Below are 17,850 nucleotides of genomic sequence, written 5' to 3'. Positions count from 1 at the left end.
CGTCCCGCCCGGGCCGATCGGAAGGTGTCCGGACCGGGGCGCATATGTCGTTGTCTGATATGCCCAACCGACTTCACCGCCATTATATTCCCAAAACTTGAGTCATACACACTCAACTTTTGCGTTTCTTAAGCAACGTCATCAACAAGACGCTTCAGCCACATACCCCCATACGGCATAAAGAATCAGTTATAACTGATTTCATTGGGAAAACGGCTACGAAATCAGATATAACCGATTCCGCAATTGAGCAAGGCGTCCGAAAATACGACGATGGCGGGCCTACGACGTCCTAAACGCCACGAAACCCGCCATACACAAAAGCTCGTCAACAACCAGCCGACCGCCGAATCCGTCCGCAACCAGGCAACCGCAGCCACACGGCCAGGCAACCAAGGACAGACGGCAATCGTCAGCGACGGTCAGCCACGCACCACCACATTGCGCAGATCGCCGACGCCCTCGACATGCACGATCGCCTCATCGCCCGGATCCAGATGACCGGACGCGTTCGGCGTGCCCGTCATGATCACGTCGCCCGGCAGCAGCGTGGTGAAGCTCGAAATCGCCGCGATCTGCTCCGGAATGCCATGAATCAGATTCGCCGTGGTGCCCGATGCCATCTCGACATCCTCGCCGTTGAGCGTGAAGGAGATCTTCGCATCCTTCCAATTCACATCGTCGCGCGTCACGATCCACGGACCCAACGGGCACGCGGTGTCGAAGCCCTTCGCCCTCGTCCACATCGGATCGAGACCCTGCAGGTCACGCAACGTCACATCGTTCACGCAAGTGAAGCCCAGCACGTAGTCCATGGCCTTCTCCACCGGCACGTTCTTGGCGATGCGTCCCATCACCACAGCCAGTTCCGGCTCGAAATTCATATCGTTCGAACACGGCGGAATCACGATCGGATCATCGGGGCCGATCACGGACGTGCTCGGCTTGGTGAAGATCACCATATCCTCCGGCGCGTGCTTGACCTCGGAATGGCCGGCGTCATGCATGAACTGCGCATGCGCCTCGTAATTCTTGGCCAGGCCGTACACCTTGGACGGAATGACCGGCGCGAGCAGACGGATGCCATCGCCGTCCACCGGATAGCGCTCGCCGGTCGGCTCGACGGCCTTGCCGGACAGCGGATAGCCGTTCAAGGCCACGAGGTAGTCCTTGCCGTCATCCTTGTCGGTCTGTACGAAGGCGTACTGCGGTACATCATCATGTGTGAAACGTGCAATTCTCATACCCGCCAGTCTACCTTCCGTCCGCCCTCCGCGCGCGCGAATCGTCATTCGCGACCAAGTTCGGCGCGCAGGGCGACGACCTCGCGTTCCAGCGCGTCGATGCGCCGCACCTGTTGGACGATGAGCAGGTCGCGCACGTCGACGCCCGTCCGCGAAGCGGATGCTGCGGCCGCACGCGCGCCCACATCCGCACGTACGTCCGCGTCCTCGGAATGCATCCTTCCGCCGGCCGCGACATTCGTCCGTTTGCCGTCCGCAGCATGGCTGTCATACGACGCACGGCCATCGTCCGGCACGCAGCCATCGACCGGCACCAGCTTGTCCGTATGCATGCGGCATGGGATCGCGCGCCATCGCGCGAAGCAGCGTTCGATGCGCTTGTAGCCGATCAGCGACGGGTCAAGGCCCGCTTCACGGAACAGTTCGACCGGCGATTCGCCCGCAAGGTAGCGGCGCATGCAGTTGTGTTTGAACGATTCCGTGTAGGTGATGCGTTTCGATGTCGCTTCGGCGACCACCGGCAGGGATCGCAGATATTCGACTTCCTCCGGACTGAACGTTCCACCGCCGTTGTGCATGATGTCCCCTTTCGGCCTGACGCGGCGTCTCCCATACGCCGCGCGATAGTCGAACGACCTCCGTCATGCCGTCTTCTCCGTCCGTCTCGTATTTCATCGTAACGGCGCGGACGGCGGTTTCCCAATCGTCCTAAGCCGAGGAAACCCCAAATCACCCTTTTTGGCATGGCGAAGGCGGGTGAGCCGCCGATCATCCGACGACTCACCCGCCCATATACACTCCGTCTTCCGTCTTTCACGGACGGATCGTTCGGAATGGCCCGTCAGACCGTTTCCGTCGTATCGGGTTCACGGAAACGGAACACAAGCGCCAGGCCGGCTCCGGCCATGACCAGAGCCACGATGGTGAACAGCGCGGTTCCGGCAGCGCCGGTGAGCGGCAGCTGCGTGATGTTCTTCACGTTCTTGACCTGAATGACCTGGGGCTTCTCATCCATGCTCGCCAGACCGAGGTTGTTGTCGCCGACCAGTTTGAAGGTCGAGGCGCCGGTCTCCTGATCGATCTCAAGCTTCACGGTGAAGGTCGGCACGAAATTCTTCGCATAGCCTTTCACGAAGCCAATCTCCTTCAGCGTGTATTCGCCGGATTTCAGTCCCGTGATCCTCACGTTGCCGGTGGTGGTGACCACGTCAGCGGAGACCTCATCGCCTTGCTCGTCGGCTTCAGCGAGACGGTACATGCCCTCCCCGGTCCTGACGAATCTGAGCGGGGTCTTCGACACCGCGGATCCTTCGAACACGTTGAACGTCGCTCCGGCCAACCCGTCGTCGTCATTTCCGACGCCGTACTTGCGGAAGTCGAAACCGCCGGTGTAGGAATCGAATTCGACCGGCGGGATCCACGCCTCGCCGTCTCGGGACACGGACGCCGTGTTGGACATTTTACCGTCCATGGCGATGATGTCCTTGTTGACCACGGCGGTGTAGGTGATGACCAGATGGCCGCTCTTGCCGGCCAGATCGAATTCCAGCAAGGTGGTGGTGTTGCCGTCGGTGTCGACGGTCGGCTCGGTCACGTAGGTGAACGGCACATCCGTGCTGCCGATTTTCGCAGAGAAGTCCTTGTTGACCGTCAGGCTTTTGGATGCGACGTCCTTCACGAAATATGGGTAGGTGTCGTAGCCTTCGGCCGCGGCTGGAATGCCCAGCGCGATGGTATAGGTGATGGCCTGTCCGATGCCAACGCCGTCTGCCGTGGTGGTCTGGTCGGCCGTCTTGTCCGGTTGTTCGGGTTTGTCTTCGTTCTTGGCCACGAATGCGCCGACCGCGTCGATCTTGCCTTGGCCGGTGGCCGGATCGCCCTTCACTGTGAAGGTTTTGGCTACGCCGCCGAGCGTGGTGGCGACGATGGCGTTGATGCCACGGTTGCCGTCCTTGTCCACATCGGTGATGAGATACCAGCCTTCCTCGAGCGGGCTGATGGTCGCGGATTCGCCGTTGCCGATGACAGTTCCGTTCGCCGTGACTCCCGTGCCGATGGCCAGCGCGCCGGCGAAGGAGCGGAACCAGGCCGCGTCGGTGTTTCCGGTTTTGGTGGCAGCGAACGCGGCGGGATTGCCATCGTATTCACCCGGCATGGCGTCGGCGGACGTCGCTGCATTCGCCGCAGTCACGGCGGCGGTCACCGCCTGCACCCAGTCGGCGTCCGTGTCCACCTGCACGGCGCTGCCTTCGGGGGTGAGCGATGCGAACTTGTACGCGGAGTAGGTGTGCCCTTCCCGCGAGTGCCGCACTTCGATCGACGCGTCGTCGGCCGCGTAGGCTCCGGTCGTGCCGAACGCCATGCCGCCCAGCAGGGTTGCCGCCGCGGCTATTACTGCGCAAAGTCTTCTCGTCTTCATGATGAGAGACCTCTCTTTCTTGGTTTGTTCGGCTCTGTCGCCATGGCCGATTGGTTGGTTTTGGAAAAGATGTTCGTTTGATTTGGCCGATTCATCCGGCTTGCGTCCGATTCCGTTCACAGCGGCCGTCCGCGTCCGATCATGGCCAGTCCGATGATGCCCGCAAGCAGCAGGATCAGCGCTGCCACTCCGGCTACGATCAGCCATGTCCGTTCGTCCGTCGCACCCGACAATGGCAGCGCGGCCACCGTCTGCCGCACGTTGGTGAACGAGGCTTCGTAGGTCGCGGTGCGCCCTTTGTCGAATGCGGCCCACATGTCGGCTCTGGTGATGGAAATCGGCACCGAAGCGACGCCGTCCTTCGCGCCGTAGCCTGCGATCGCGCCTTCCGTGACGGTGTAGTCGCCCGGCATCATGCCGTGGAACGTCACGCGCCATTCGCCGGTCGATATGGCGTCGTCCTCGGAAAGGTCCTTGCCAGCCATCGACGCGCCGTTCTGCATGAGGTCGATGCGCAATGTGGCCGAACCGGATGGCGCGCCGCCTTCCCAATGCTTCGTCACGACCACGTCGGCGGACGGCACCTGCAGCACGGGATGCTGGTAGACCGCGCAATCGGATTGCCGGTCGAACGTGTAGCAGACCTGCGCCGCGGCGTTCGAACGGAAGCCGCGCTTCCTTGCGGAGGTTTCGCCGGTTCCTTCGTCGCCGGTCGCGTCGTAATTGATGCCGCCGCCGTTGTAGACGATGCTTTTCGTGTGGTCCGGCGCCGGCACGGTCTCGTTCGCCGCGGCACGCATCACGGTTTTGCGATTGAAAGTGAAGCGCTCGCGCATGATGTGGCCGTCGGCCATATCATCGGCATCCTTGCCTTCGTCCGTTTTGGCGTCCTCGTCGTCGCTGCCGTCCTCTTTGTCGGCTGCTTCGCCGTCCTTGCCATCGGATTCCTTGTCATCCGTGTTGCCGTCGGATTCCGCATCCGCGATGTCACCCGTCGTATCATCCGCGCCGCTTTGCCCAGCGTCGTCCTTGCCATCGTCGCTTTGAACCGGCGCATCACCATCCGGAGATAGTCCGTCGGATCCAGCCGAAGGCTGCCTAACCCCAGGCTGTTCCTCCGTTCCGGGTTGGTTTTCCGTTTGCTGCGATTGCTGTTCGTCCGATCGCTCCTGCGGACTCCCGTCGGATGTCGCCCGCTCCGAATCGTCGGTTCCGGAAGCGTCGTCTTCCGTCGTGCCGCTTTCCGCGACACCGCCTTCCGTAGCATCGACTTCGTTCTGCTGTTCCACGCTCGTCCGATCGTCCACGGATTCGACGACCGCGCCACCGTCCTTCGGCGCGACTTCGTCGGCATACGCGATCGACCCCGCTCCGGCCACGCCGGCCAGCATCGCAAGAACCGCAAGCGAAGCCGTGAATCCTTTTATCCAACCACGATGCCGGTTCGCGAGAACGGCAAGCGGGCTCCTCATCCGTTTCATGGCACATCCACCCCTCATCGGCGCTGCGGCGGGCTGCCCATGCGCCTCCATGCCTCGAAACATTAGGGATCGGAACCATGCGGACCGCACCCTCCATTGATGGGGGTCGGGGCGCGTTCCGGAAACGGAATTCAGCGGATTTTCCCCTTGCGTGCCAACCTTGTGAGCCGATTACATGCCGGCCGGTCGGGCGAAGGCGTGGCGCATGACGATTCGGCGCGGACGGATCGAACGCACGATCAGACAGCACAGCGTCATGCCTCCTGCCACGCAACCGACAACGACGGCGAGCGCATTCAGACCGTCGGCGCGCGGATCGTGCACGTCGGCTGGATCCGGCGCGGGCGTCGGCAAGGCCACGCGATGGCCGGATACGAGCAGGCGATGCGTGTTGACGCCGTAGGGAGTGCAGGTCATCAACGTCAACCGATCCTCCCCCGGCACGATTTTCAGCTTCGAAACATCATCCGGTTCGATCACACTGATCCGGTCCACCTCGTAGCCCAGCGTCTCGCCCATGACCTTGACGTACATGAAATCGCCTTTGTCCAGCTCGTCGAGCCGGGTGAACATCATCGATGCGGCCAAACCACGATGCCCGGTGACCACCGCATGCGTCCCCTCACCCCCGACCGGCAGGCTCGTACCATACAGATGCCCCGCTCCGACGGCGAGCACCGGCTCGGACGTGCCATGCCGAATCGGCAGTTCGACGCCGATTCCAGGCACCAGCACCGTACCCATGATGCCCGCGCCGGAGTCCAGCAGGCCCTGGTATTCCGTATCCACATCCGCCACGGAAACCACGGAACCGCCGACCCCACCATCCGTCGCAGCACTGAACGGGTCGGCGGCCTCACCCAGCACAGGCTGCCCCTCCACGGCAAGCCGACGGTTATACTCATGTGCCCGTTCCAATTCGTTCTCCGCCATCGGATACGGCCATCCCGCGACGGCGCGCGCCGCGGAATCGGAGGTCTCCGCAAGCCTCCTGGCCGAACGCGCCTGCATCGCGAATGGCAGCGACGCCACCGCCACCGCGCCCACGATCAGCAGCATCGACACGCATCGCACTATAGTGAAGCGAATCCGCCGCAATCTGTGCGAACGCACCGCACCGGCTATGTCGATCGCCTCGCGAAACGATGGCGTGCAAAACATCGGCATACGGTCATCCATACAGCCACTTGCACGACCCTCCGCCATATCACGGCAACCGTCGTCGGAGCCGAGGCCGTCATCGTCTGCATGCACGCGGACGGCCATACGGTACGTCGAATGGGTATACGATTCCGTCTGATGGACGAGCCTGCGAACAGGTCCGCGCATTGACCGGCAGGCAAGCCAGGACATGGGTTTCTCCTTTGAACATACCCATGTTCACACCCGGCGAAGCAAAGCCTCTTCCCCCTATAGGAGGGCACCCTCCCTGAAAAGACAACGGTTGCAGGCACCAAACCGTGAATTCGGACACGAAACGGCATGATGCCCCACCTCCGCCGACTATCGCGTCAGCCGGCGGAAGCCGCGGATCGGACAAACAGGCGATTCAGATGAACGCGCGCTCGCCGAAGATGGCGGTGCCCACGCGCACGATGGTGGAGCCTTCGGCGATGGCCAGTTCCATATCCCCGGTCATGCCCATCGACAGTTCATGGCAGTTGCCGGTGCCCGGTTCGCCGGACGCGAGAATGAGGTCGCGGGTTTTGCGCAGATGCGCGAAGCCACGGCGGATCACCGCCTCGTCGTCCACGTGCGCGCCGATCGTCATCAGACCCTGCAGCTCGAGGCCGTCCAATGTGCCGATTTTCTGCGCGATGCGGATGGCGTGCGCAGGATCGCATCCGGATTTCGATTCCTCGCCGGATTCGTTGATTTCCAGCAGTACGCCGACGGTGATGCCGCGTGCCACGGCCCTGCGTGAGATCTTTTCCGCCAGATCGAGCGAATCGACCGATTCGATGGTATTCACCACCGGCAGCACCTTGCCGATTTTGTTGCTTTGCAGCTGGCCGATCAGATGGAACGGAATATGCGCGGACGTGACGACTTCCGTTGAATCGGCCGCGTCGGCGGTGACGCCCAACGTGAATCCGCGTTCCACGCATCGTTTTGCCAAGCCATCGGCCTTCGCCGCCACTTCCTGCGGACGGTTCTCGCCGATCATGCGCACGCCTGCGTCGATCGCCGCCATGATCTCGCCGACGTCGCGGGTTTTCGTAGCGGCCAGCAGTCGCACGGAACCGGCTTCGCGTCCGGCCTTCTCCTCCGCCGACGCGATGCGATCCAGCACGCGGTGCACGCCGTCCGCGATTTCACGCGAGCGCGCGTCCTCAATCACCTCGTTGGCAAGATCCTTGTGATTCATATACGCAGTCATCATCCACCTCTCACAGTCAATGCCGCGACCGGTTCACGGCCAATCCCGACGTCTGATCTCAGCCCTTCCATCATCCGTCGGGAATCCGCTACCGGTGTTACCGGAAAGTATTACCAGAAAGTGCTATAGCAAGTGTTACCAGAAAACCTGCGACAACGTATGAAGAAGCCCGTACGACGACCTGAAGTGAAGCGATAAAGCGGTCGAAATTCGTACGGGCTGCAAAATCAGACGGCAGTAGAAGGGGGACTTCAAAGACTCCGTCTGCATAGCCATTTATACCAGATAAACGGCCACGAACCGCCGAAAAGGCGATTCACGGGACGTCAGTCAGTATTCCCCTTGCGCAACTCCTCCACCGTGCGTTCCAGTTCTTCGATACGCTCGTTCAGCGACAGCACCTGGCATACCAGCGATTGGATCTTGCCCAAAGCCACTTCCGGCAGCTCGCTCGGAGTCGTATTGACGGGCGCGTCCGACGACTTCGGCTGCTTCACCTTTTCCATGGATGCTTTCGTCGCGCTTCCACCGGGCGATGTTGCGTTCAATACGCTTGTGCCCCTATAACCGACGGGCTCAGCCCAGCGGAGGTGAAAATCGCGGTCGGCTTCTCCCCCTGAAGATAGCGTCTCATGCAGTCGATCTGGAATTGGCGCGAATACGTGATCCTGCTTTCCGTCACCGAATCAATCGCCGGTAGCATGCGCAGGTATTCTACTTCCAATCGACTAAAATGCCGTCTTGCCATTTTACCTCTTTATAATCCCCTTTTAATACCCATCGCCCACTGTTCCCAGGGGTTTCGGGTCTGCCTAATTGTTCACCGGCATATTCGCCGGCATATACCACCCTGTACACACCCCCAGTCAAAACACGGCCCCCACCGCCGTCATCCGCAAAAACTTTCCACAGATTGTGAGGCATATCACACGCAAAGCCGCGCATCACGCCGCGAATGGCTGTAAATGGCCGACTTTCCAAGGCATATCCGCCACTGCTCCACCATGCAGGTACAGTTGCATATATCGCGAACGCCGGCACGCACGCTTCCTTCAGCAACGGAAGACGAGCGATGCAGGCCCGGCCATAAAAACGGCACAGAACCGACGCCGCCAGACCGAAAGGAGCCATCATGCCAGGTCGCTTCGCCCCGACCCCATCAGGACGCATGCACATCGGCAACATCTACGCGATGCTCGGCGCATGGCTGTCCGCACGCAGCCGCGGCGACGGCATGCTGCTGCGCATCGAGGACATCGACGAACCGCGCGTCGTGCCCGGAGCTGCCGAATTGATGATGGACGATCTGCGATGGCTCGGCCTCGACTGGGATGGCGAGCCCGTGTACCAATCGGCGCGGCACGGCCTATACGAAGAGGCCTTGCGATGTCTGGAACGCCTGACGGTCGATGACGCATACGGTTCCGCGAAAGCACGCAATTCCGCCTCGATTCCGCTGATCTATCCCTGCTTCTGCTCGCGCGCCGACATCCGCGCCGCCTCCGCGCCGCAGGAAGGCGACCGTTTCATGGTCTATCCAGGTACATGCCGACGCCTCATCGCCAACGATCCCGACGCCACGCGGCAACGCCTGGAAAACGGCGACCGCCATTCGCTGCGGATCGCCATGCCTGAAAAAGCGAGCCACAACTCCACCATCCATTTCGATGACGAAGTGTTCGCACGGCAGGAATTCAGCCTGCCGCAAGACATCGGAGACACCATCGTACGCCGCGCCGACGGACTGTTCTCCTACCAGCTGGTGGTAGTTGTGGACGATCTCGACATGGGCGTCGACGACATCGTGCGCGGCCGCGACCTGCTCCGGTCGAACGCGCTGCAGATCGCCATACGCACAGCGCTTATCGCGGCGGGATTCCAATCGCACGCAGCACGCACGACGGCAACGCGAACCGCAACGACGCCGCAATCGCCGTATTCCCCGGAAAACCCGCATTACGCGCATCTGCCGCTCATCGACAATGCCGAAGGCAGACGACTCGCCAAACGCGAGCGCTCGCTGGACATGGGCGTGCTGCGCGCGCACGGCGTATCGCCGGAACAGGTCGTCGGCTATTGCGCGTGGCTGCTTGGTCTGCAGGGAGACCGGTCTTGCACCGCACCGCGCCCGATGAGCGCGGCCGAGGCGCTGCAGGAATTCGATTGGAGCAACGTGCGCGTCGACACGGCCGACCGCAGCATCAGCCAAGACGATTTCGACGCGTATTTCGGTTTGTAAGAACGCCTTCGCGAGGAGGCTTCGCCGGTACGGTCAGAAGATCCGCAATACGGTCAGCCAATCCACAATTCCGAATCGAGCGGATATTCGTTGACCTTGCAACCGTCCAGATGCATGGACTGCTCCTGCATCAGCGGCGCCAACTGTCCCTCGCCCGCACAGGTGGTCTCATTGTCGATATGCCCCAGGCGATGCCCGACCTCATGATTGATCACCATGACGCGATACCGGGCCAGATCGCCACCGGCGTCCAGCCATGATTGGACGGCACCCTTCCAACGATCGTCGTTGACGATCACATTCTGACCAACCCTGCAACTGTATTGCACCGAGCACGACGGAGAGAAGGACGGCATCTGGGACGCCTGGGACAGCACCAGGTCGAAATCACAGTCACCATCGGTGGAACGTTCGAACACCGCGCCTGCACGTGGCCAACCATGCTCGTCGTTAAGGATGCGGAACGCAGCGTTGGCAAAATCGTCGGCCGATCCGACATCACCCCTGGTCGCGACGCAATAATGATATTGGACAACCGGATTGCCGCTGTTCTGCGCGGTTTTCCGCGCCTGGTCGAGAATCCTGTTCCTGTCTTCGTCGCTCAGCGCCGCCGATTGCGCGCGCAGCGCCTTGTCCGCGGCACTTTCCTCCTGCGGCTGCTCTTCAGACGATTGCTTTTCGGAAGCTCGTTTTTCCGCCGATCGTTTTTCGGAAGCCCGCTTTTCCGCCGTCGTGCGACGCGTCTTTCCGGACGTCTTCCCGGCATTGCCTTTCGCGCTCGCCACCGATTTCTCAGTCTGCGCCGTCGCCTGCGTGCGCGACGACATACGAACCGACATCGCGTGCACGCTGCACGACGTCATCATCGCCACAACCAGGAACAAAACCAACGCCACCGCAGCGAAGCGGCGGATACGAAGCGCCTCAAGCCGTTCCCGACGGTTCATCCCGGCGTAGGCCTTTGGATCGAGCGCGCGAATGATATGACGAATCCGCTTCAAATCGACCCCCTATATACAACAGCCTCTTTTGGACAGAATAGCAATGTCAGCCAACATACTGCGAACGTATACAGCAGTGCACAACGAACGTATGACGGCAGGACGCGTGGCTGCCATTCATCGTCATAATCCACCATCCACCGAGACCCGCCGCATACGCAAAAAGACCCGCGGCTTACGAAGAAAACCACGGGTCTTTGGATCAAAGGCGTCGATCAGGCGAACAGCACCTTGAACAGGAACGCGCCGACGATGGCGCCGAGGATCGGAGCCACGACCGGGATCCAGGCCTCGCCCCAGCGGGAGGAGCCCTTGTTCGGGATCGGCAGAATGGCGTGCAGCAGGCGCGGCATCAGGTCGCGGGCCGGGTTCAGGCCGGGGCCGGTCGGGCCGCCCATGGAGGTCACGAGGCCCCACACGATGAAGCCGACGACGATGGAAGAGGCGGCGAGGTCGGCCTTGCCCCACGGCAGGGACAGGCAGCACAGCGCGCCGAGCACCAGCATGAAGGTGCCGAAGAACTCGTTGAGGAAGTAGTTGACGCGGTCGTTGTGGGCGTCGGTGGTGCAGAAGGTGCCGAGGATGGCTTCGGCGTCATCGGTGTCCTTGTAGTGCGGATAGTAGGTGATGTACACGATGAGCTGGCCGACGAGAGCGCCGAGCAGCTGGGCGATGATGTACGGCAGAACCTCGTTCCACGGGAACAGTCCGTTGACGGCCTGGGCGATGGTCATGGCCGGGTTGATGTGGGCGCCGGAGACGCCGCCGAACATGAGCACCGGGAACATGACGCCGAAACCGTAACCCATGGCGATGTTCAGCCAGCCGGCGTGGTAGCCCTTGGTGTTTTTCAGTTCCGCGTTGGCGACAGCGCCGTTACCGAAGACCATCAGCACGGCGGTGCCGACGAATTCCGCGGCAAGTTTGGTGAAGAGTGTGTATTCCACTGCAGTTTCCTCTGTTGCTTCTTCTCTTGACGATTCTTGCGATTCGTACGATTCGAGATATGTTGCGATTCCGCTCTAAGCGGACAACAGCGCATTACCATACTCCCCGCGCCGGAAGTCCCGCGATTTGCAAAGCCGCCCGGCGCGGAACCAGTCCACGATCGCCGGACGGGTGCCATGTGACGTCTACCGCGCGGACGGCAGCGTCACGTCGAATTCGGAATCGTAGGTCTGCGTTTCGTGGATATGGTAGCTGCCGTCACCTTGGCTGGCCCAAGTGCCGCCGAAGGTCTCGGCGTCCATTCCCGCGCCGCTCATCTTGCCCGACCAGCTGCCACCCTGATACGCCACGGCTTCGATTTTGTAAGAGAAGACGCCGACGTTCAAAGAGACGCCCCACGTACCGACCATGTTGCCTTTCGCCGCGTTCTTCGGCGCGGTGAGCATCACGGATGTCATGCTTTGCGTCTTCTTGGCCTCGCTTTCGCTCATGCTGAACAGATCGCTCCAAGAGACGTCCTTGCCGTCGCGGTAGATTTTCAGATTCGCAACCGGATAGCTCACCGAATCACCGTCGATGCTTCCTTTGCCCAAAGTGCCGACGATCTTGGTCGTCTCGTCGTAGTACGTATCTCGAGCGGACAGCGTGACGGTGTTGTCCTGCCCCACGGACACCGTGATCTCCTCATCTTTGTCATCGACCTTCGCGAAGAAGCTCGATCCGGCAAGCTTCATGGAGTTCGCACGCGCGGTCATCACTCCGATGCCCACAAACGCCAACGCAAGCACCACGACGACCGCCACCACGGCGATGATGACCTTCTTTTTCTTCGCCGGACCCATCGGCTGACCAGCTGCGGCCGGAATCGGCATCGGCGGCTGAATGGGGGCGGCAGACACGGGCGGGGCAACGTTCCCGCTCGGCTGGGGCAATGGGACCGCGGATCGATTCGATGGCATCGGCGGCAGGTTCCCGCTGGGCGCCGCAGACGCGGACTGGACAGCTGCGAACGGAGTTCCGCATGACTCGCAGAATTTGGCGTTGTCAGCGGCCTGATTGCCGCATTGCGTGCAGTATTTCATGATGGTGCCCTTTGCTTGCTTGTCCGTCTCGTTCTCACATATCAGTGTAGTAGGGGGATGCTTGAGTCGGAAGCCCGAGGCTGAAACATGGAACCGTGGATTCAACGTGGGCCATGCCACGAAAATACAAAAAGACCCAAGCCAATTGGCTTGGGTCTTGTCTGTGCCCCCTCAGGGATTCGAACCCTGGACACGCTGATTAAGAGTCAGCTGCTCTAACCAACTGAGCTAAAGGGGCGTTGGTCTTGGCGAGGTTTTTTGTTCTCGCTGAGCACATGGAGTAAATATACTCAGATTCGAAAGGAACGCAACCTTCGGCGTGTCGCAATCGTAAAACCGCCATTTTCCAACGATTTCAGCAAATCGCCAGAAATGACGTTTTTCACGCCGCGCAGCGCTTCGAGGCGCCTTACTCCACCACCAATCCCAAGTGATCACATTTTCTTCACATTTAACGCCGAAGAATCATCGAATCAAATCCATCAGCGCCATCGTCGGCCTCATCGATAAGCCATCAATCGAAATCGATCGCCATGCAGTCATTCGCACCGAACTGGTTATCCGAGCACCATGCGCGACCGGCGTCCTTCGAATCGAACGTCTCGCCGGAAAGAATCACATAGAAATCGGAGGCGTACCCGTTGCGCGTGTAATAGTCGTAGTCCGACGCCCACGCCATCACGGCCTTCGGCCACTCGGCATGCAATTCAAGGTACTGCGCGTAGATATCGTCGTACTTCCACGTCTTGCCGTCCACTTCCATACCGTATTTCTTGCTGGACAACTGCGTGGTCACATCATCCTCCAGCGAATACACCGAGGAACGGTCGTTGTCGATCTGCCAGCTCAACGCGAGATGCGCGTAGCGCTCCACATCCGAATCGGGAATCTTCGTACCGCCCTTCGCGTCGCCCACGCCCTTGGCCGCGACGCCATTCGTCTCCGCGTCCTTCTGCACCACCATGTCGGTCGACGACGCCTTGATCTGGTCCGGAGCGCGCCAATATTGGCCGGTCGCATACGCCAATTTGCGCGTGGCCTCGCCGTTCTTGAAACGCATCGGATCGTTGGTGAAATCGTATACCGCGGAAGCAAGCACATCATTGTCATCGCTTTTGATGGTGATTTTGACGTTCTTGCCTTTCCATGTCTTGTCTCCGCACGCACGCGCGGAGAAATCGACGGTGGCGATCAGCGTCGAGCCGTTGCCCGTCACACCGCTCAGGCTCGCGTCAGGGGTGGTGGTGCAATCGGCGTCGGCCTGCTTGCCGGGCTGCTTTCGCTCCTTGCTTGGTTTGGAAATCGTGCTGGATGCCGCCGTATGTTTCTGTGTGTCGTTATGGGTGCGATTGATGGCCAATACGATGCCGGCCACCGCCAATGCGACGACCACGATGGCTGCGACGACCGCAATGACGATTTTTCCTCGTTTTCCGTTTTTCGCGCGCTGCTGGGACGTTGCCGGCAGCGGAACCGGCGGTTCGGAGCCGACGGGACCGGTTGGCATACCCCCAACCGTGGTGGAACCCGCGTCCGTCCCTGTAGCTCTGGGCATAGGAGGAACGCTCCGCAACGGCGCACCGCAATGCTGGCAGAATCGCATATCCGCACTGACCGGAGATGAGCAGGACGGGCATAGCATGGGAGCCGCGTCAACCACCGTACCTCCGGACAGCTGGTCCGTTCCGCATTCCGGACAGAATCGCCCGCCATCAGTCAATTCGAAGCCACAACGCACGCATCGCATGGAAGCCCCTTCCGTATCCAGCAACAGAAACCCTCTTCGTTATGCATTTTATGCCACGGTCGGCAACGAAACGAGGTATGCACCCCGCCGCAAACCGTCCAACGGGAGCCAACCCCTTAAGATGGAAGGCGTAATGCATTTCAAGAAGGAGAAAGGCAACGCCCATGACATGTCCACAATGCGGCAAGCCGACCATAGCAGGGGCGAAATTCTGCGCCTCATGCGGTTCGCCGCTCCCCCAGTCGAACGCGTCGGCGTCGCAAAGCCAACAGCCGGATGACGGCACTGTGCTCTCCGCCGTCCCACATGAGCCGTCCAATACGCCGCAGACTTCCACCGGAACCGCTCCGTTGCCTGCATCCGGCGCTGCGGGCACTCCGCAGCCGGCAGCCGCATCCGTTCCGCAGCCGGCAGCCGCATCCGTTCCGCAGCCCACGGTCCAGCCGACACAGCAGTTCCAATACGCACCGGTGCCGCAGCCGGCACAGCAGGTGCCGACACCGTCGGTATCGCAGGTTCCGCTCCCTACAGCCCAGCCGATGCAGCCACCTCAGCCGTCTCAGCCGACACAGCAGTTCCAATACGCTCCGGCGCCCCAGCAGGCACCACAGCCAGCGCCCGCGAATCAAAGCCAGCCGACGCAGCAGGTAGCGCGTCCGGCGGCGGATCCGACCATCACCGCGCTGACCACTCCGCAATCCATGAAGGCCATGGGCGCCAGCCTCGGCATCGGCATCGGTTCCGCGGTGGTATTCGCGCTGCTCGCGTCGATCGTCTTCTTCGCCGGCAGCTCCGTGGCGGGCAGTGAACTATCAAATGTTCCAGGCCTCTCCGACGGACTGTCTCTCCTGGACAATAGCGGAGTGCACTATACCGGACCGAATTTCTTCCAGATCATCTTCACCGTGCTGGCGTTCGGCGTCGGCGGTTCGTTGAGTCTGAAGTCCACCTCGAGTGGTTTCTCTCTGAGCGATGTCGGCATTGATGCCTCGCATGTCAGCGTGACGGGCGCGGTTGCGCTTCCCGGCATGGCACTGGCCATCGGCGCCGCGTTCGGCGCTTACATGCTGGCCCGCAGGTTCGCGTTGCGGTTCAAGTGGACTGGCGTGATCAGCGCCGGTATCGTAGGCCTGCTCAATGGTCTGATCGTCGTGATTCTCGCTGCCATCTTCCCCATGAACGCCAGCGGATCTTACTCCTCCTATTCCGCGTCCGCCGCATTCACCGGTGCCTCGCCACGCACGTTCATCATGGCGTTCCTCCTCGCGGGATTCGGCGCGTTGGCAGGATACGCCCTCGCCCAATACGCAGCCGATTCGAGCAACGTGTTCACCGCGGCATGGCGATGGGCGCACCGCACCCGCGGTTTCGTGCGCACGCTCGTCGAATCGTTCGCGATCTACGGTGCGCTGTTCCTGGTGCTCGGCGTCGTGGCGACGCTCGTGCTATCCATCACCGGCGGAGCTGGCGTCTTCGGCCTGTTGCTGGTTCCGTTGCTGTTCCCGGCATTGCCGTTCATGCTGTTCTCGATGTCATCATTCGGTGGCATCACCTACTCGGCGGGCATGCAGCAGACGCTCACCCTGTTCAACATCTCCGCCAAGGTCGAGAACAGCTGGATCCTGTGGATCTGCTTCGTGCTGTTCCTGGTCGCTACGCTGTACATCGCGCTGCGTGAGACGGCGCGCAACATGTACGACCCGTATTATGCGGGATGGCAGCACACATGGAAGGCTCCGGTGGCCGTGCTGACGTTCTGGCTGGTCGCGGAATTCCTGTTCACCTCGTTCTCCGCACACTATTCCTCCTATGGCGCGGCAGTGATGGTGCCGATGTGGTATTTCCTCGTCGCGGGCATCTGGGCATTCCTTATCGAAGTAGTGGCCATGACGTTCGGACCGACATTGGTCGCATCCTTGCAAGGCATGTGGAAGTTGCTCGTCGGCGGCACCGTGCAGCAAACCCCGCAGAACGTGGTCGATTACATCAAGGCATGCGATCCTCATTACGGAACGAAGAAGACGGCTTCCGCAGCCAATTCCGTGACCACCGCCACGGTAGCCAGCATGGCGCCGGGAATGGCAGCCGCCCCCGCGGCGCCGCAGCCGGCCATGCAGGTTCCACAACCCGCCGTAGCGCCTGCCCCGATTCCCGCCGCACAGCCAGCCTTCCCGGCCATGGCGAACGGCTCCGTGCCACTTCCGCAGCAGCCGGGCCAGCCTCCTGTCACAGCTCCGGGAGCAGGGCAGCCGCTCGACCCAAAAACTAAGAAGGCGATCGTCATCGGCGGCATCGTAGTCGGTGCTCTGATCGTGTTGGGCATTGTCTACGGCGTGCTCAATTCGACCGTCTTCAGCGCGAAGTCCGTGGCGCAGAACTATATGTCGGCAATCGCCGACGGCGACTATTCCAAGGCCAACGGCATCGCCGATCCACAGGTGGACAAGAACCAGGTCAAACTGCTGTCCAACAACGTGGCGAAGACCGACAACGCCACGATCTCCAATCCGCATGTGGCCGATGTCAAGACCACCGCCGGCGTAGCCACGGTCAACGTGAGCTATACGCTGAACGGCAAGACGGTCAACGATTCGCTCACCATCAACAAGGACGGGTCGAAGCTTCTAATCTTCCCAAACTGGAAGATCTCAAGCCCGCTACTCAAAACCATCAATGTGGTCGCTCCAAGCACCGTTGACTCGTTAAGCGTCAACGGCGTCAAGGTGAGTCCGAAGAACGCGGAAAAACTGGATGGCAACACGTGGACGTTGCGTGTCTATCCGGGCACGTACAAGATCTCTGCCGGAAAGTCGGACTACATCACCAGCGACACGGTCACCGTGCGCACGAGCGGCGGTTCCGACTCGGGTAGCTCCAACTCGGAAGAGCTGATCATCAAGGCCACGAGCAAGCTTAAGGAAGCGTTGACCTCCGCGGTGAACGCCAAGCTGGACGACTGCGCGAAGTCCACCGACTACGCGCCGGAGAACTGCCCGTTCGGTTTCAACTTGTACGACGACGATGACTACCGCAACTTCGCATGGTCCATCAGCAGCTATCCGAAGATCACCGACATCGACCTCAACAACGGCACCTTCTCCTCCGCACGCGGCAAGGCGAAGTGCACGTACGAGGAGAAGAATTCCGACGATTCGTGGGAGCCGGATGACGATAGCACCACCTTCAGCGTGAACGGCGGATTCTCCATCTCGAATGGCAAAGTCAAGGTAACGCTTGATGACAGCGATTACTGATACCGGAATCGCTGATTTCAACGATTGACACCGTTGTTTGTGGCCGTGCGCAGCG

15 protein-coding genes, 1 tRNA gene and 1 pseudogene are annotated in these 17,850 nt (G+C 60.9%); 2 read left to right on the top strand and 15 right to left on the bottom strand.

Going from position 1 to position 17,850, the window contains the following annotated elements; genetic code table 11:
* Positions 1 to 422: 422 nt before the first annotated feature.
* The 9 genes from OU26_RS03575 to OU26_RS10030 form a co-directional block, all read right to left on the bottom strand.
* Complete coding sequence (locus tag OU26_RS03575) at positions 423 to 1,244, bottom strand: fumarylacetoacetate hydrolase family protein (protein ID WP_026646911.1); 822 nt, start codon at positions 1,242 to 1,244, stop codon at positions 423 to 425.
* Positions 1,245 to 1,288: 44 nt separating this feature from the next.
* The gene (locus tag OU26_RS03570; protein ID WP_026646910.1) at positions 1,289 to 1,822 is read right to left on the bottom strand and encodes a hypothetical protein; all 534 of its coding nucleotides are present in this window, start codon (positions 1,820 to 1,822) and stop codon (positions 1,289 to 1,291) included.
* Positions 1,823 to 2,085: 263 nt separating this feature from the next.
* Positions 2,086 to 3,663: an isopeptide-forming domain-containing fimbrial protein gene (locus tag OU26_RS03565; protein WP_026646909.1), complete on the bottom strand. Its 1,578-nt coding sequence runs from the start codon at positions 3,661 to 3,663 to the stop codon at positions 2,086 to 2,088.
* 116 nt (positions 3,664 to 3,779) lie between these two features.
* Positions 3,780 to 5,144: a DUF7604 domain-containing protein gene (locus OU26_RS03560; protein ID WP_152571307.1), complete on the bottom strand. Its 1,365-nt coding sequence runs from the start codon at positions 5,142 to 5,144 to the stop codon at positions 3,780 to 3,782.
* Between the two features lie 171 nt (positions 5,145 to 5,315).
* Positions 5,316 to 6,203: a class C sortase gene (locus OU26_RS03555; RefSeq protein WP_420312604.1), complete on the bottom strand. Its 888-nt coding sequence runs from the start codon at positions 6,201 to 6,203 to the stop codon at positions 5,316 to 5,318.
* Between the two features lie 490 nt (positions 6,204 to 6,693).
* Positions 6,694 to 7,524, bottom strand: coding sequence for a YggS family pyridoxal phosphate-dependent enzyme (locus tag OU26_RS03550; protein ID WP_026646906.1), 831 nt, complete (start codon positions 7,522 to 7,524; stop codon positions 6,694 to 6,696).
* 326 nt (positions 7,525 to 7,850) lie between these two features.
* Positions 7,851 to 8,030, bottom strand: coding sequence for a hypothetical protein (locus OU26_RS10460; protein WP_237743845.1), 180 nt, complete (start codon positions 8,028 to 8,030; stop codon positions 7,851 to 7,853).
* A gap of 38 nt (positions 8,031 to 8,068) precedes the next feature.
* The gene (locus tag OU26_RS10455) at positions 8,069 to 8,227 is read right to left on the bottom strand and encodes a hypothetical protein (RefSeq protein ID WP_237743846.1); all 159 of its coding nucleotides are present in this window, start codon (positions 8,225 to 8,227) and stop codon (positions 8,069 to 8,071) included.
* An 11-nt stretch (positions 8,228 to 8,238) separates the two neighbouring features.
* Positions 8,239 to 8,658: a hypothetical protein gene (locus OU26_RS10030; protein ID WP_152571306.1), complete on the bottom strand. Its 420-nt coding sequence runs from the start codon at positions 8,656 to 8,658 to the stop codon at positions 8,239 to 8,241.
* On the opposite strand from OU26_RS10030, the gene OU26_RS03540 reads away from it, so the two are divergent.
* A complete protein-coding gene (locus OU26_RS03540) occupies positions 8,657 to 9,763 on the top strand; it encodes a glutamyl-Q tRNA(Asp) synthetase (protein WP_026646905.1) in 1,107 nt (368 codons plus the stop codon). The genes OU26_RS10030 and OU26_RS03540 overlap by 2 nt on opposite strands.
* A 53-nt stretch (positions 9,764 to 9,816) precedes the next feature.
* Here OU26_RS03540 and OU26_RS03535 read toward each other — a convergent pair whose 3' ends face one another.
* The 6 genes and pseudogenes from OU26_RS03535 to OU26_RS03515 all read right to left on the bottom strand — a co-directional run bounded on the left by OU26_RS03535 (position 9,817) and on the right by OU26_RS03515 (position 14,541).
* Complete coding sequence (locus tag OU26_RS03535; protein ID WP_033498895.1) at positions 9,817 to 10,710, bottom strand: DUF3152 domain-containing protein; 894 nt, start codon at positions 10,708 to 10,710, stop codon at positions 9,817 to 9,819.
* A gap of 269 nt (positions 10,711 to 10,979) precedes the next feature.
* Positions 10,980 to 11,711: an MIP/aquaporin family protein gene (locus tag OU26_RS03530; protein WP_026646903.1), complete on the bottom strand. Its 732-nt coding sequence runs from the start codon at positions 11,709 to 11,711 to the stop codon at positions 10,980 to 10,982.
* A 186-nt stretch (positions 11,712 to 11,897) separates the two neighbouring features.
* Complete coding sequence (locus tag OU26_RS09635) at positions 11,898 to 12,611, bottom strand: hypothetical protein (protein ID WP_237743847.1); 714 nt, start codon at positions 12,609 to 12,611, stop codon at positions 11,898 to 11,900.
* A gap of 117 nt (positions 12,612 to 12,728) precedes the next feature.
* A pseudogene (locus OU26_RS10720) lies at positions 12,729 to 12,794 on the bottom strand (zinc-ribbon domain-containing protein); the annotation flags it as partial.
* 164 nt (positions 12,795 to 12,958) lie between these two features.
* A tRNA-Lys gene (locus tag OU26_RS03520) sits at positions 12,959 to 13,032 on the bottom strand.
* Positions 13,033 to 13,308: 276 nt separating this feature from the next.
* Positions 13,309 to 14,541: a zinc ribbon domain-containing protein gene (locus OU26_RS03515; protein WP_081815667.1), complete on the bottom strand. Its 1,233-nt coding sequence runs from the start codon at positions 14,539 to 14,541 to the stop codon at positions 13,309 to 13,311.
* 164 nt (positions 14,542 to 14,705) lie between these two features.
* On the opposite strand from OU26_RS03515, the gene OU26_RS03510 reads away from it, so the two are divergent.
* Entirely contained in the window at positions 14,706 to 17,795 is a 3,090-nt protein-coding gene (locus OU26_RS03510; protein ID WP_033498889.1) for a zinc-ribbon domain-containing protein, read from the top strand.
* The last annotated feature ends 55 nt before the right edge of the window (positions 17,796 to 17,850 follow it).

It is taken from the genome of Bifidobacterium ruminantium DSM 6489 (assembly GCF_000770925.1).
Lineage (GTDB): Bacteria > Actinomycetota > Actinomycetes > Actinomycetales > Bifidobacteriaceae > Bifidobacterium > Bifidobacterium ruminantium.
This window is presented reverse-complemented; position numbering and strand designations above follow the sequence as displayed.

What these genes read in the sequence shown, in the direction of transcription:
- OU26_RS03555 (WP_420312604.1), bottom strand. Translation starts at nt 6,203, where the DNA reads ATGCTGCTGATCGTGGGCGCGGTGGCGGTGGCGTCGCTGCCATTCGCG.
- OU26_RS10460 (WP_237743845.1), bottom strand. Translation starts at nt 8,030, where the DNA reads ATGGAAAAGGTGAAGCAGCCGAAGTCGTCGGACGCGCCCGTCAATACG.
- OU26_RS03570 (WP_026646910.1), bottom strand. Translation starts at nt 1,822, where the DNA reads ATGCACAACGGCGGTGGAACGTTCAGTCCGGAGGAAGTCGAATATCTG.
- OU26_RS03565 (WP_026646909.1), bottom strand. Translation starts at nt 3,663, where the DNA reads ATGAAGACGAGAAGACTTTGCGCAGTAATAGCCGCGGCGGCAACCCTG.
- OU26_RS03515 (WP_081815667.1), bottom strand. Translation starts at nt 14,541, where the DNA reads ATGCGATGCGTGCGTTGTGGCTTCGAATTGACTGATGGCGGGCGATTC.
- OU26_RS03560 (WP_152571307.1), bottom strand. Translation starts at nt 5,144, where the DNA reads ATGAAACGGATGAGGAGCCCGCTTGCCGTTCTCGCGAACCGGCATCGT.
- OU26_RS03550 (WP_026646906.1), bottom strand. Translation starts at nt 7,524, where the DNA reads ATGACTGCGTATATGAATCACAAGGATCTTGCCAACGAGGTGATTGAG.
- OU26_RS03540 (WP_026646905.1), top strand. Translation starts at nt 8,657, where the DNA reads ATGCCAGGTCGCTTCGCCCCGACCCCATCAGGACGCATGCACATCGGC.
- OU26_RS03575 (WP_026646911.1), bottom strand. Translation starts at nt 1,244, where the DNA reads ATGAGAATTGCACGTTTCACACATGATGATGTACCGCAGTACGCCTTC.
- OU26_RS03535 (WP_033498895.1), bottom strand. Translation starts at nt 10,710, where the DNA reads ATGAACCGTCGGGAACGGCTTGAGGCGCTTCGTATCCGCCGCTTCGCT.
- OU26_RS10455 (WP_237743846.1), bottom strand. Translation starts at nt 8,227, where the DNA reads ATGCTACCGGCGATTGATTCGGTGACGGAAAGCAGGATCACGTATTCG.
- OU26_RS10030 (WP_152571306.1), bottom strand. Translation starts at nt 8,658, where the DNA reads ATGATGGCTCCTTTCGGTCTGGCGGCGTCGGTTCTGTGCCGTTTTTAT.
- OU26_RS03510 (WP_033498889.1), top strand. Translation starts at nt 14,706, where the DNA reads ATGACATGTCCACAATGCGGCAAGCCGACCATAGCAGGGGCGAAATTC.